The sequence below is a fragment of the Brachybacterium massiliense genome, from assembly GCF_900184245.1.
GTDB classification, from domain to species: domain Bacteria; phylum Actinomycetota; class Actinomycetes; order Actinomycetales; family Dermabacteraceae; genus Brachybacterium; species Brachybacterium massiliense.
The window spans coordinates 849,018-862,069 of record NZ_FXXB01000008.1; the positions used below are offsets into that span (position 1 = coordinate 849,018).

The 13,052-nt window shown below is 72.3% G+C and carries 11 protein-coding genes and 1 tRNA gene; 7 read left to right on the top strand and 5 right to left on the bottom strand.

All coding sequences use genetic code 11. The features are described from left to right. Window positions 1-8 precede the first annotated feature (8 nt). The 3 genes from BN4251_RS13975 to BN4251_RS13985 all read right to left on the bottom strand — a co-directional run bounded on the left by BN4251_RS13975 (window position 9) and on the right by BN4251_RS13985 (window position 1,095). A complete protein-coding gene (locus BN4251_RS13975; RefSeq protein ID WP_087485663.1) occupies window positions 9-512 on the bottom strand; it encodes a RidA family protein in 504 nt (167 codons plus the stop codon). A 4-nt stretch (window positions 513-516) separates the two neighbouring features. After that, window positions 517-687, bottom strand: a complete 171-nt coding sequence (gene sp36, locus BN4251_RS13980) for a Sp36 family protein (protein ID WP_087485664.1) — start codon at window positions 685-687, stop codon at window positions 517-519. Window positions 688-792: 105 nt separating this feature from the next. Next, entirely contained in the window at window positions 793-1,095 is a 303-nt protein-coding gene (locus BN4251_RS13985; RefSeq protein ID WP_087485665.1) for a WhiB family transcriptional regulator, read from the bottom strand. 279 nt (window positions 1,096-1,374) lie between these two features. Between BN4251_RS13985 and BN4251_RS13990 the strand changes: the two genes are divergently transcribed. From BN4251_RS13990 to BN4251_RS14015, 6 genes are all read left to right on the top strand, one after another. Then, window positions 1,375-3,774, top strand: a complete 2,400-nt coding sequence (locus tag BN4251_RS13990) for a penicillin-binding protein (protein ID WP_170931970.1) — start codon at window positions 1,375-1,377, stop codon at window positions 3,772-3,774. 1 nt (window position 3,775) lies between these two features. Beyond that, the gene (locus tag BN4251_RS13995) at window positions 3,776-4,723 is read left to right on the top strand and encodes a metallophosphoesterase (protein WP_087485667.1); all 948 of its coding nucleotides are present in this window, start codon (window positions 3,776-3,778) and stop codon (window positions 4,721-4,723) included. A gap of 57 nt (window positions 4,724-4,780) precedes the next feature. After that, a tRNA-Pro gene (locus tag BN4251_RS14000) sits at window positions 4,781-4,854 on the top strand. A gap of 520 nt (window positions 4,855-5,374) precedes the next feature. Then, on the top strand, window positions 5,375-6,727 hold the full coding sequence (locus BN4251_RS14005; RefSeq protein WP_245810359.1) for a C40 family peptidase: 1,353 nt from the start codon (window positions 5,375-5,377) through the stop codon (window positions 6,725-6,727). A gap of 205 nt (window positions 6,728-6,932) precedes the next feature. Next, window positions 6,933-8,342 carry a beta-N-acetylhexosaminidase gene (locus BN4251_RS14010; RefSeq protein ID WP_087485668.1) on the top strand — a complete coding sequence of 470 codons (1,410 nt, stop codon included), beginning with the start codon at window positions 6,933-6,935 and terminating at the stop codon, window positions 8,340-8,342. 1 nt (window position 8,343) lies between these two features. After that, window positions 8,344-8,949, top strand: a complete 606-nt coding sequence (locus BN4251_RS14015; protein ID WP_087485669.1) for a LytR C-terminal domain-containing protein — start codon at window positions 8,344-8,346, stop codon at window positions 8,947-8,949. Window positions 8,950-9,011: 62 nt separating this feature from the next. On the opposite strand, the gene BN4251_RS14020 is transcribed toward BN4251_RS14015, so the two are convergent. After that, on the bottom strand, window positions 9,012-10,976 hold the full coding sequence (locus BN4251_RS14020; RefSeq protein ID WP_087485670.1) for an Ig-like domain-containing protein: 1,965 nt from the start codon (window positions 10,974-10,976) through the stop codon (window positions 9,012-9,014). Between the two features lie 78 nt (window positions 10,977-11,054). On the opposite strand from BN4251_RS14020, the gene BN4251_RS14025 reads away from it, so the two are divergent. Beyond that, a complete protein-coding gene (locus BN4251_RS14025; RefSeq protein ID WP_087485671.1) occupies window positions 11,055-12,527 on the top strand; it encodes a phosphotransferase in 1,473 nt (490 codons plus the stop codon). Here the strand turns inward: BN4251_RS14025 and BN4251_RS14030 are convergent. After that, on the bottom strand, window positions 12,490-12,999 hold the full coding sequence (locus BN4251_RS14030; RefSeq protein ID WP_087485672.1) for a hypothetical protein: 510 nt from the start codon (window positions 12,997-12,999) through the stop codon (window positions 12,490-12,492). The genes BN4251_RS14025 and BN4251_RS14030 overlap by 38 nt on opposite strands. Between the last annotated feature and the right edge of the window lie 53 nt (window positions 13,000-13,052).

A 13,052-nucleotide genomic window follows, 5' to 3' on the forward strand; every position in this document is an offset into this window, starting at 1 on the left:
CATCTCGCTCAGGCCGCCGGCGCGGCCGGACCGTCGAGCTCCACCAGCAGATCGAGCTCCACCGGTGCGTCCATGGGCAGCACGGCCACGCCCACGGCCGCACGGGCGTGGGACCCGGCCTCGCCGAAGACCTCGCCGAGCAGGGTGCTGGCCCCGTTGATCACGGCGGGCTGGGCGGTGAAGGAGGGGGCGGAGGCGACGTACCCGGTCATTTTCACCACGCGCGTGATCCGGTCGAGGTCACCCACGAGCGCCTCGATCGCCGCCAGGGCGTTGAGGCAACAGGTCGCGGCGAGCTCGGCGGCCTGCTCCTGGGTGACGGCCCCGCCGACCTTGCCGGTCAGCGGCAGCGCGCCGTCGACGAAGGGCAGCTGCCCGGAGGTGTGCACGTGGTTCCCGGTCGCGACGGCCGGCACATAGGCGGCGACCGGGGCGGCGACGGTGGGCAGGGTCAGCCCGAGCTCGTCGAGGCGGGCGCGGATCCGGGCGCTGCCACGGGGTGCGGCCGTCATCGGCTCAGCCCTCGCCGAGGGGGCGCTTGAGGTAGGCGACCAGGTTCTCCGGGTTCGGTCCCGGCACCACCTGGACCAGCTCCCAGCCCTCCTCGCCGTAGTTGTCGAGGATCTGCTTGGTCGCGTGGATCAGCAGCGGGACGGTCAGGTATTCCCAGCGGGTGTGAGTGCTCATGGCGCGAGCCTACCGGGGCCGGGGCCGGTGCGTGCGGGCCCGGACGTCCCGTCCGCAGGCCCGGGCTCGCACTGGCGGATCAGAGAGCTTCCGCCGGCCGGGGGCTCAGCCTCCGACGGCCTGCTTCTCGGCACGGCGCAGCGCCTCCGACCAGTCGCGCACGTCGGGGTTGCGGCGCAGCAGGCGGCGGCGCTCACGCTCGGTCATCCCGCCCCACACCCCGAAGTCCACCCGGTTGTCCAGCGCGTCGGCCAGACACTCGGCCCTCACCGGGCAGGCGCCGCAGGCGGCCTTGACGGCGTGCTGCTCCGCGCCCTGCACGAAGAACCCGTCCGGGTCCATGCTCACGCAGGCTCCTCGCGTCGCCCAGCTGGAGTCCGCCGTGATCGGAGTTGCCCCGATGGTCATGCTCGTCCCCTCTCAGGTCGAATCGACGTTGATCCGTACACGTGCCCAACTGTATGGAGACGACCGCCACAGTGCAAAACGGTGCGATATCCGTGCGGGATGCGCCGGTGCGTGATAGTTCGCCCAGCACGGCAGAGACCCGGGAGAACCCCGACAGGAGCACGGGGGATCCGACCTCGCGAGCCTCGCGGATCTCGGTCGCGCATCGGGTTCGTGAAGATTCCGCAGTGGTGGCATGCCTCATGGCCTCCACCACCGGGCTCCCCGTACTGTGTGACCATGGCCCGCACCACGTCCGCGCCCACGTCCGGTCGCTCCCTTCCCGTCGCTCTGCTGCAGACCGTCTACCTGCTGCTGGGGCTGCTCGCCGTCTCCGCCCTCGCCGGGGTGCTGCTGGCGGCGTTCTTCCTCCCGGTGGTCTCCGCGAGCTCTGCGGTCGCCAAGGACGGCGTGGACCTGTTCGACTCCTACCCCAGCGAGCTCGAGGTGGAGCCGCTGAACGAGGCCAGCCGGATCGAGGCGGCCGACGGGTCTCTGCTGGCCACCTTCTACACCGAGAACCGCATCATGGTGCCGCTCGAGGAGATCTCGCCGCACATGCAGCATGCGGTGATCGCCGTCGAGGACCGCCGCTTCCACGAGCACGGCGGCATCGACCCCCGCGGCATGCTGCGCGCCTTCGCCTCGAACGCCGCCGGCGGCGCCACCCAGGGCGGTTCGACGCTGACCCAGCAGTACGTGAAGAACGCCCTGCTGATGGACGCCGTCCAGCGCGGTGACCAGGAGGGCATCAACGAGGCGACCGAGCACACCTACGGCCGCAAGCTGCGCGAGGCGAAGCTCGCGCTCTCGCTCGAGAAGCAGTGGTCCAAGGACGAGATCCTCAACGCCTACCTCAACGTCGCGCAGTTCGGTCCCTCGCAGTACGGGGTCGAGACCGGTTCGCGCCACTACTTCTCCAAGAACGCCAAGGATCTGAACCCGGGCGAGGCCGCTCTGCTGGCCGGCATCACCAACGGCCCCAACCAGTACGACCCGGTCTCCCACCCCGAGGCCGGGGAGAAGCGCCGCAACGAGGTGCTGCGGGACATGCACCGCGACGGGCACATCACCCAGGAGGAGCTCGACCAGTACACCGAGCAGCCGGTCGAGGAGATGCTGGAGATCCAGAACGTGCGCGCGGGCTGCGCCGACGCCGGCACCAGCGGCTTCTTCTGCGACTACGTCACGCGCTCGCTGCTGAACGATCCCGCCTTCGCCCCCACCTACGAGGAGCGCCGCAAGCTCCTGTACGGCGGCGGCCTGACGATCCGCACCACGCTGGACCCGTCCACCCAGGCGGAGGCCGTGGACATCCTCCAGCGCAAGGTCCCCGGCGATGCCCAGCACGGCTTCGGCCACTCGATCGTGACCGTCGAACCGGGCACCGGCAAGATCCTCACGATGGCCGAGAACCGCTCGTTCAACCCCCACCAGGAGGTGTCCCCGGGCGAGACGGCGATCAACTACAACGTCCCGCAGGCGCTCGGCGGCGGCAGCGGCTTCCCCGTCGGCTCGACCTTCAAGCCCTTCGTGCTGCAGCAGTGGCTGGAGTCCGACCGCTCCATCTACGACCGGGTGAGCACCAAGCGCGAACCGATCACCTATGCCCCCGCCAAGTGCCTGGGAGGCGGCGCCTGGCGCGAGTCCTCCGGCTGGAACCCGGACAACGCCGTCTCGGTGCGCATCGCCCCGATGGAGACGGTGCTGAACTCGACGAAGTTCTCGATCAACACCAGCTACACGGACATGGCCAGCCAGCTGGACCTGTGCGAGATCGCCGATACGGCCCGCAACATCGGCGCGGTCCCGGCGACCTACAACCCCTACGATCCGACCACGTGGGAGATGCCGATCGAGGACATGTACGGCACGGAGCTCGCTCCGGCGGTGCTGGTGCTCGGCGAGCTGCGCGTCTCGGCACTCGACATGGCCGGCGCCTACGCCACCTACGCCGCGGGCGGCACCTACTGCAAGCCGCAGTCCATCACCGAGGTGATCGACCGCAACGGCGATCCGATGGAGATCTCGGGCGCCGAATGCCATCAGGCGGTCGAGAAGGAGGTCGCCGACACGATGGCGTGGGTGCTCCAGCAGGATCTCGAGGATCCGCGTGCGACCGGCAAGGGTCGGGTCGTCGAAGGCCATACCGCCGGCGGCAAGACCGGCACGTCCGGCGAGCAGTTCCACACCTGGTACGTGGGCTTCACCCGCCAGATGTCCACCGCCGTGTGGTTCGGCCATCCGCAGGCGAACGTGCGCCCGGGCGGCTTCGCGGTGGACGGGCAGATGCTCCGCCGCGGCAGCGTCTGGGGCAACACCGTCTCCCTGCCCACCTGGCAGGAGTACATGTCGCGCGTGCACCAGGGCCTGCCCAACGAGCCCTTCCCCTCCGCCCCCGGGCGCCCGGCCGCCCCCAGCGGGGACGTGGTCCAGGAGGGTGTGGTGCCCGACGTCTCGGGCATGGTGCTCAGCCAGGCCACCGCCACGGTCGAGGCTGCGGGCTACCAGGTCCAGGTGCAGAACGAGCCGAGCAGCTCGGTGGAGCAGTGGTACGTGATCGGCACCGATCCGGCCGCCGGCACGAACCTGCCCGAGGGGCAGACCGTGACCATCCGCCAGTCCACCGGACGGGGCTGAGATGCGCCTGGCCTCCCCCGCGGCACGGGCCGCGGGCGCCCTGGGCGCCCTGGGCCTCGGCACCGCCGCGGCGGCGCACGTCTGGGCGCGCCACATCGAGATCCACCGCTACACGCTGCGGGAGCTCGCGCTGCCGATCCTGCCCGCGGGCGCCCGCACCATCCGGGTGCTGCACATCAGCGACATCCACCTGATGCCGGATCAGCATCGCAAGCTGGCCTTCCTCGACCACCTGGGGACGCTGCGGCCGCACCTGGTGATCAACACCGGGGACAACATCGCCTCCGCCGCCTCGGTGCCGGTGCTGGCCGAGGTGCTCGAGCCGCTGCTGCGCCGACCCGGCGCCTTCGTGCTGGGCTCGAACGACATGTTCGCCCCCATGCCGAAGAACCCGGCCCGATACCTGCTGCCGGATCCGCGCCCGGAGGGGATGACCGAGCCGCGCGAGCCCACCCTGCCCACCGCGCAGCTCGTGGCACGGCTGTCCGCGCACGGCTGGAAGGACCTGACCAACACCCGGGCCAGCATCGAGCTGGGCGGGCTGGAGGTGCGCCTGTCGGGCGTGGACGATCCCCATCTCGAGCTCGACCAGATGCCGCAGCGAGCCACCCCGTCAGCGCCTGCGCCCGCGCACGGGAACGTGCTGCGCGTGGGGGTCGCGCACGCGCCCTACCGGCGGGTGCTGGACTCCTTCGTCGCCGACGGTTCGGACCTCATCATGGCCGGGCACACCCACGGCGGCCAGCTGCGCCTGCCCGGCATCGGCGCGCTGGTGACCAACTGCGATCTGCCCCGTCAGCAGGCGCGGGGGCTGTCCGACTGGGACGGTGTGCCCCTGCACGTCAGCGCCGGGATGGGGGCCAGCCCCTATTCGAACTACCGCTTCCTGACCCCTCCGGAGGCGACGTTGCTCACGTTGCGCGCTCCGGAGCGCTCACGGGGGAACTGAGCACGGCTGGAGCCTGCTAATGTTGCTCCTCGGTGAACCGCTTCGGCGGAGAGCCTCCGGGGTGTGGCGCAGCTTGGTAGCGCGCCTCGTTCGGGACGAGGAGGTCGCAGGTTCAAATCCTGTCACCCCGACCGGAGACGAAGGGCCGTGGGATCGAGAGATCCTGCGGCCCTTCGGCGTTCCGGCCCTCCTCTCCCCGGCCGGCACGACATTCGTCGGCACGGCACCGGGCAGCGGGAGGACCGAGCGGCGGGAGCACAGGGAGACGCACGGCACCGGGCGGCGAGGGCGCGGCGAGGCGCGCCGCAGCGGACTCCGCCGACGAGAACCACCCCTGAATAACAGTCGCGTAACTACCGCAGCGCAGCACCGTTATTCAAGGGGAACACAGGGCAACATCCCGGTTTTTCCTAAAATCTTGGCAAAGAGCTGGACGGCGACTGGCAATCCCCCCTGTGGGGTCCTGATGACCTGCACATACAGTGGCGGACGGTGCCGCTGTACTCGAGCGGCGCTCACCGGGTTGCCGCCTTCCCGTCACCGGCCCGGTCGCTTCCTCCGCTTCCCTGGGTGACGGGCGCCGACCTCGTGCGCGACGCTCACGCCGCCGCACGGTCCCCGGCGTGGCGACAGAGAAGGAGATCACCACTGATGTTCCGCTCAGCACCACGAGGCACGCACCGGGCCGCCGGCCGTGCCGTGATCGATTACCGGGGCCTCGCCGTCCCGGTGGGTCGGGGAGTCGGAGGGGCCGCCGTGATCGGCGCCGTCTCCGCCACCGCGGCGCTCGCCGGAGGGGCCACCGCCACGGCCCAGGGGCCCGCCTCCTCCGCCGTCGGGACCGTACGCGGCGCCGCACCGTCCATCGCTCCTGCCTCCCAGTCCCAGTACACCTCCGTGAAGCTCCGCCTCGGTGCCCGCGGGGCCGCTGTGACCTACCTGCAGAAGCAGCTCAACGCCCACGGCGCCTCCCTCACCGCGGATGGCGTCTTCGGCTCCGCCACCCTGCGGGCCGTGAAGAACCAGCAGTCGCGCGCCGGGATCGGCGTGGACGGCGTGGTGGGCCCCAAGACCTGGAGCGCCCTGACCGGCGCCTCCTCCGCGCCTGCGAAGCCCGCCTCCGGCAGCTCGCAACCCAAGCTCCGTCCGGGCAGCCGCGGCGCGGCGGTCACCGATCTGCAGAAGCAGCTCAACGCCGCCGGTGCCTCGATCTCCGTGGACGGCGTCTTCGGCAACGGCACCGCCGGTGCGGTCCGTGCGCTGCAGTCCGCCGCCGGCATCGGCGTGGACGCGGTCGTGGGTCCCAAGACCTGGGCCGCGCTCAGCAACGGCACCCGGATCGGAGGGTCCGCGCCGTCGGCCCCCTCGCAGCCGTCCAAGCCGTCGTCCCAGCCCACGCTCCGCCAGGGCGATCGCGGCGACGCCGTGCGGACCCTGCAGGGCAAGCTCAACGAGCGCGGCGCCTCGATCTCGGTGGACGGCATCTTCGGCCGCGGCACCGCGAACGCGGTCCGTGCGCTGCAGTCCGCCGCCGGCATCGGCGTGGACGCTGTGGTGGGTCCCAAGACCTGGGATGCCGCCAACAGCAATGTCCGCATCACCGACTCCGGCGCGAGCCGTGGCGAGGGGCGCCCCAGCAGCGGCACCTCGGTCAACGGCCAGGCGATCATCAACGCGGCCCGCTCGCAGCTGGGCGTGCGCTACAAGTGGGGCGGCTCCTCGCCGTCCTCCGGCTTCGACTGCTCCGGCCTGGTGTACTACGCGTACAACCAGGGCGGCACGAGCATGCCCCGCAAGACCGCCAAGGGCTACACCTTCGGCGGGCGGATCATCTCGCAGTCCGAGGCGCAGCCCGGTGACCTCGTCGCCTTCACCGGCAACGACTACGGCCACATGGGCATCTACGTCGGCAACGGCCGCATCATCGATGCCTCCGGCTCGCGCCAGCAGGTGGTCGAGCGCTCCATCTGGAACGCACCGCACGTGTTCGTCACCTACCGCTGATCCCCTCAGCGTCCGGCAGACGGATATAAGGCCACGTGGGCCTGCTCGACGCGACAGCGTCAACGGGAAGGAGCAGGGCGACGTGAGGGAGCCCGGTCGGCATCGCCGACCGGGCTCCCGTGCATCTGCCGGCGCGCCACGTGATGCGCGTCTCCGTGGCACACTGGGGCCGATCACGATCGCTGTCATCGATCCAGGAGTTCGCATGCCCGACCCCATCGCTCTCGTCCCGCTGCCCCGCTCCGTCGTGTGGTCCGAAGGCGTCTGGCAGACGGATGATCCGTGGGAGGGGCTGTCCGTCGGCCTGAACGACGCGCTGCCGCCCACCGAGTACGCGCTGTCCATCTCCCCCACCGGCGCCTCGCTGAGCGCCGGCAGCGAGGCCGCCCTCGCCGACGGCCGCAACACCTTCGCCCAGATCGTCACCGGCGCGAGCGGCCAGATCCCTTGCGTGACGATCTCCGATCGGCCGAAGTACGCTTGGCGCGGCCTGCACATCGACGTGGCCCGCCACTTCCTGCCGATCGAGGAGCTCGAGACCTTCCTCGATGCGATGGCGCTGCACCGCCTGAACGTGCTGCACCTCCACCTCACCGACGACCAGGGCTGGCGCATCGAGATCAAGGGCTACCCGCGGCTGACGGAGGTGGGCGCCTGGCGCGACCAGACTCTGATCGGCTCGATGGAGACGCCCGAGGAGTCCTGGACCTTCGACGGCACGCCCCACGGCGGCTTCTACACCCAGGCCGAGCTCGAGGGCCTGGTCGAGTACGCGCGTCGGCGCGGCATCATGATCGTGCCGGAGGTGGATCTGCCCGGCCACATGCAGGCCGCGGTCGCCGCCTACCCCGAGCTCGGCAACTTCCCCGAGAAGCAGGTGGGGGTGCGCGAGGTGTGGGGCATCTCCGACCACGTGCTGGGCGTCTCGGACGAGGTCTTCGACTTCCTGCGCGATGTGCTCACGCAGGTCGCCGGGATCTTCCCGGCCCCCTACGTGCACATCGGCGGGGACGAGTGCCCGCGCACCGAGTGGGAGCGATCGCCCGCCGCGCGTGCCAAGCTCAACGAGTGGGGGCTGACCCGGATCTCCGAGATCCAGGGCCGCTTCACCCAGTTCGCCTCCGAGGTGCTGCGCGAGCACGGCAAGCGTGTGATCGCCTGGGACGAGGTGCTCGAGACCCATCTGCCCGATGACACGATCATCATGAACTGGCGCGAGGCGGCGGGGGTGCGCACCGCGGTGGACCGCGGCTTCCAGACCATCATCTCCACCCACGACCAGACCTACCTGAACTACTCCCAGGCGGATCCGAAGGACGAGCCGGTGGCGCTGGGCTCCCCCCACACCGTCAAGGACGTCTACACCGCGCAGTTCGAGCCCGCGAAGCTCTCCGAGGACACGCAGAAGCTGGTGCTGGGCCTGCAGGCGCAGCTGTGGTCCGAGTACCTCCCGGACGCCGCAAGCTTCCAGTACATGGCCTTCCCCCGCCTGTGTGCGCTGGCCGAGCGTGCGTGGGGCTCTCCCGAGCAGAGCTGGGAGGAGTTCGAGGAGCGTCTGCGCGGTCATCTCCCCCGCCTGGACGCCTTCGGCATCCGCTACCGCCCCCTGGACTGAGATGGCCTCCTCCCACCGCGATGCCCACCCGTACGGACGCTCCGCCGATGACGTGCGGCGCCGGGATCAGCGCCTGCGCCGCACGCGGCGGATGCGGGCGATCCAGCTGACGATCTTCTCCGCCCTGACCGTCGCGGTGATCGCCGTCGGCGTGTACGCCGTGGGCGAGCTGCAGGAGCCCTCGCAGGAGCCCGGGGTGATCGCCCAGAAGACCTTCGGGGCGGCGCCCGCCGAGCTCGCCTGCCCGGAGCCGGGCTCCGTGCCGCTGCCGCCCGAGGAGGTGTCCGTGACGGTGCTGAACGGCACCACCCGCGGCGGGCTCGCCGGGGATGTCTCCGAGGAGCTCGCCGAGCGCGGCTTCACGCTCGGGGACCCGGGCAACACCAACCAGGCCTCGGGCCCCGCCACCATCGTGCACGGCCCCGAGGGCTATCTCGCCGCGCAGTCGGTGCGGGTGCAGGTGCAGGAGGCGCAGCTGCGGCTGGACGAGGACCGTGAGGGGGCGGCGGTGGATCTGCTGCTGGGACGCGGCTACACGGGGCTCACCGAGGAGACTGCGGCCACCGCGGCCCTCGAGGAGCCGGTGGCGATGCCGGAGAGCTGCTGACCCTCCCGGGCGGGCGCACCTCGGGCGCGGCGGGCGCTGCAGGCTGGGCGCGGTCCCCGAGGTCAATCCTCCCAGGCGCGGCGGTCGGCTTCCATGCGGGTGCCGATCCACAGGCTGACGCTCCCGGCGAACAGCAGCAGCGCCACGATCGTGCCGAACACGGCGGCGGTGCTCGGGGAGGAGGGCAGCAGCCCCACCATGAGGCTGTTGATCCCGGTGACCTCCGGGCCGCTCTCGGCATCGGCGCTCAGGCTCGGGTCGACGTCCACGGCGAGGCTCGCGCTGACGGGCACGCCCTCGCTGTCGAGCACGTGATATGTGATCGCGGAGGTGCGTCCGGTGAAGCCCTCCTCGGGGGTGAAGGTGATCGCGCCGTTCTCCGCCACCTCGTACTTCCCCTGACCGGGCACCAGCAGCCGCTTGCCGCGTCCGTTCTCGAGCTCGGTCAGGTTGGTGGCGTCCAGCGAGCTGATCTCGACCGAGGCGGGCACGAGCGGCTGCGAGCCGTGGCCGGCGGTGTCGTTGCCGAGCACGTCCACGGTGAGCGGGGTGGCCGGTGCGGTGCGGCCCTCGTCGTCGCGCAGCGTGGCCACCACCGGGGAGAAGACCGCCTCGAGGGTGGCGTCCGCTCGGTTGTCGGCGTAGACGCCGCGCGCGGTGACGCCCACCGAGGCCGTCGGCTCGGCGAAGCCCCCTGCGGGGAGCATCCGCACGGTGCCGGTGGCGAGGTCGATCTGCCAGGTGCCGACGTCCGGGATGGTCACCGAGGTGCCGTCGTCCGCGAGCTCGGCGTCGGCGGGCAGGGAGGCGGGGTCGAAGGCCAGGGAGTCCTCGCGCACGTCCCGCAGGCCCGCGCCGAGGTCGAAGCTGATCTCCTCCCCCGGCGTCCCGGCCTGCGCGCGGGACATCATGATCGGGTAGGCGGTGCTCAGCAGCGCGGTCGCGGCGCGGGAGCCTTCGCCGTCGCCTCCGGTGATGCCCATCGGGGCGGTGGCGCGCACCTCCGCGCTCTCCGGGGAGAAGCGGACGGTGGCGGCTGAGCGGTCCAGCACCCAGGTGCCCTGCCCGGGCACGACGACCTCGGCGCCGTCCTCGGAGATCTCGTGGGAGTCGGGGTCGCCGAGGGGTTCGAGGCGCAGCGTGCGCGGGTCCACGTGCTGCTGCCCCTCGCCGACCACGAACACGATGTCCTCCCCGTAGGGGGCGGACCAGTCGAGGTCGGAGATGATCGGGACGGTGAGGGTCACGCGTCCGGCGCGCTCGACCGCGCCCTCCTCGTCCTCGACCACGAAGCGGACGGGGTCGATCTGCCGGCCCATGCTGGGGCTGGAGGGGGTGAAGGTGAGCGCGCCGCCGTCGGCCGCGAGCTGCCACACCCCCTGGTCCGGGACGGTGACGCGGCTGCCGTCGGAGAGCACGGTGGAGCCGGCGGGCAGCCGCACCAGCTCGAGGCGCAGCGCGCCGTCGGCCGGGACGTCCCCGGTGACGTCCACGCGGATCGGTTCCCCGGCGGAGCCGTGGGCGGTGATCTCCTCGAGGTCGAGCGCCTCGGGGGTGAGCACCACGGGCAGGGAGCGGGTCTCGTGATGGCTCGCGATGGTCAGCGCCACCGGGGTCGTGGGGTGCTCCGCGCCCGGCTCCGTGGTGAACACCAGGGAGTCGCCCAGCAGCGACCAGGTCCCCTCCCCCGCGATCTCGAGGCTGCGGCCATCCTCGGCGAGGGTGATGCTCTCCACGAGACCGGCCTCGAGATCCTGGGGCACGGCCAGGCGGGCGGTGGCGAGGTCGAGCTCGGATTCGAGGCCGTCCTCGATCAGCGCCACCAGCGGGGTGCGGGTGACGGAGCCGGGGACCGTCTCGAGGGTGGTCGTCTCGGCGGGGAAGTCGAAGGGGCCGTTCTCGCCGAGCGCGGCGGCGGGCAGGGCGGTGGACAGGGCGATCCCGACGGCCGCGCACAGCGCGGCGGCGCGCGCGGCGAAGTGTTTCGATCGCGCGCGCGAGGGGCGATGCGACCGCGGCTCGAGCACCGGGCCAGGGTAGCAACGCCCGCCGGGAACTTTACTTTTCCGCCCCGGGGTCGGGCGCCCGATCGTAGAGTGCACGCCATGGACGAGATGCGCTCCCCCGCCGCGGCGCCGGCCGGTGCCCTCGACGTCTCGACGCTGCCGCCGCTGGGTGAGCTGCTCGAGATGCTCACCGCGCAGCTCACTGCCTGGATGCCCGCGCAGCGCTGGTACGCCCACAAGGGGGCGGGCGCTCCCGAGATCGGCATCCGGGGCTGGGCACCACTGCGGGTGGCGCCGGATCACGTGGTGGTCCTCGCCGCGGTCTCGGTCTCGCTCGCCCCTGCGGAGGGCCGGGCGCAGGAGGCGCTGTACCAGGTGCCGCTGGTGCTGCGGCATCCCGAGGCGCCGACGGGAGGGCGCGAGGAGGGGTCCGAGGTGGGGGTCCTCGCGGTGCCCGGCGGGCCGCTGCGGGTGGACGACGCGGTGCGCGACGCCGACGGCCGGGCGGCGCTGCTGGCCGTCCTGCTCTCCGGGGACGGGGCGGCGGGCCCCTCGCTGAGCCTCGCCTCCCATCGCGTCCGGCCCGCCGCGCCGCTTCCGCTGGGGAGGCCGATGCGCAGCAGGCCCCTGCGCGGGGAGCAGTCCAACAGCTCGATGATCGTCGAGACCGAGGGCGCGGCGCCGCTGATCGTGAAGCTCTTCCGACTGCTGCAGGACGGCGAGAACCCCGACGTGCTGCTGCAGGGCGCGCTGACCGCCGCAGGCAGCGAACGGGTGCCAGCGCTGGTGGGCTCGGCGACGATCGCGGTCACGGGGATCCGCACCCATGCGCTGCTGGTCCAGGAGTTCCTGCCGGACGTGCAGGATGCCTGGCGAGTGGCGCTGCGCCGTGCCGCCGCCGGCGAGGGGATCGAGGAGCCGGCCCGCCAGCTGGGCGAGGCCGTCGCGGAGGTCCATCGCGGGCTCGCGGCCGCGCTGGGCACCGTGCCCGCTGATCCCGGCACGGTGCAGGCGGCGGTGGCGCGGATGCGCGAGCGCCTCGAGGCGGTCGCCGCGGAGGTGCCGCAGGTGGGCGCTCACCGGGAGCGGATCGCGGCGCTGCTGGAGGTGGCGGCCGGCGTGCCCTGGCCCGCGCTGCAGCGCATCCACGGGGACCTCCACCTGGGCCAGGTGCTGCACGTGGCCGAGCGCGGCTGGGTGCTGCTGGACTTCGAAGGGGAGCCGCTGCGGCCGCTCGCCGAGCGTAACCTGCCGGACTCGCCGCTGCGGGACGTGGCCGGTCTGCTGCGGAGCCTCGATTACGTCGCGGGCGCAGTGCGCCTCGAGCACGGCCGGACGGCGCAGCAGTGGGCCGCGGACGCCCGTGCGGCGTTCCTGCACGGCTACGCCGAGAGCAGCGGCTGGGCGCTCGAGCACGGGCCGCTGCAGGTGCTGCTGGCGGCGTTCGAGGCGGACAAAGCCGTCTACGAGGCGCTGTACGAGGCGCGGAACCGTCCCGACTGGCTGCCCATCCCGCTCGCGGCGCTCGAGCGGATCAGTGCACCAGGCGCGGCGGAGGGGTCAGCGGGCTGAGCGCCGAGACGGGGCTGGTGCTCGCGATCGGGGTGAGGGAGCCGGGCAGGAACGGGGCGCTGATGGCCCGCACCGCGACCCGCACGCCCACGAGCACCTCGAGCAGGTCCCCGCTGGGGTCGATCCAGGTGGTGCCGCGGGTGCCGTGGGCGTCCTGCTCGGAGCGCCGGCGCATGCCGCGCGCGTCGGCGATTCGCTGCACCGCCGCGAGCAGGCTGGTGGTCGCACTCGCGGACTCCGCGGGCGCCCCGGAGCTGGTGAGCAGAGCGCTGACGTGGCAGAGGGTCTGCAGGCCGTGCCAGGAGTCCCCCGAGGAGCGGTCGCGCTGGGGGCGGTGGTCCTCGAAGGAGAGCAGACCGGGCTGCTCCTCGAGCACCGCGCCGGTGACGGCGCCGAGCAGGTCGCGGATGCGGGAGTGGGTCTCGTCCTGGCCCGGGATGCCCTCGGAGGGGTGCGCGGGAAGAGCTGACATGTCCACCTCTTCCTTCTGCGCCTCACCGCGGCCTGGGACGGCCCCGCACCGTC

Bases quoted from the DNA above. Each gene is read 5' to 3' on its own strand.
- BN4251_RS13985 (WP_087485665.1), bottom strand. From the start codon at position 1,095: ATGACCATCGGGGCAACTCCGATCACGGCGGACTCCAGCTGGGCGACG.
- BN4251_RS13990 (WP_170931970.1), top strand. From the start codon at position 1,375: ATGGCCCGCACCACGTCCGCGCCCACGTCCGGTCGCTCCCTTCCCGTC.
- BN4251_RS13995 (WP_087485667.1), top strand. From the start codon at position 3,776: ATGCGCCTGGCCTCCCCCGCGGCACGGGCCGCGGGCGCCCTGGGCGCC.
- BN4251_RS14025 (WP_087485671.1), top strand. From the start codon at position 11,055: ATGGACGAGATGCGCTCCCCCGCCGCGGCGCCGGCCGGTGCCCTCGAC.
- BN4251_RS14005 (WP_245810359.1), top strand. From the start codon at position 5,375: ATGTTCCGCTCAGCACCACGAGGCACGCACCGGGCCGCCGGCCGTGCC.
- BN4251_RS14015 (WP_087485669.1), top strand. From the start codon at position 8,344: ATGGCCTCCTCCCACCGCGATGCCCACCCGTACGGACGCTCCGCCGAT.
- BN4251_RS14010 (WP_087485668.1), top strand. From the start codon at position 6,933: ATGCCCGACCCCATCGCTCTCGTCCCGCTGCCCCGCTCCGTCGTGTGG.
- sp36 (WP_087485664.1), bottom strand. From the start codon at position 687: ATGAGCACTCACACCCGCTGGGAATACCTGACCGTCCCGCTGCTGATC.
- BN4251_RS13975 (WP_087485663.1), bottom strand. From the start codon at position 512: ATGACGGCCGCACCCCGTGGCAGCGCCCGGATCCGCGCCCGCCTCGAC.
- BN4251_RS14030 (WP_087485672.1), bottom strand. From the start codon at position 12,999: ATGTCAGCTCTTCCCGCGCACCCCTCCGAGGGCATCCCGGGCCAGGAC.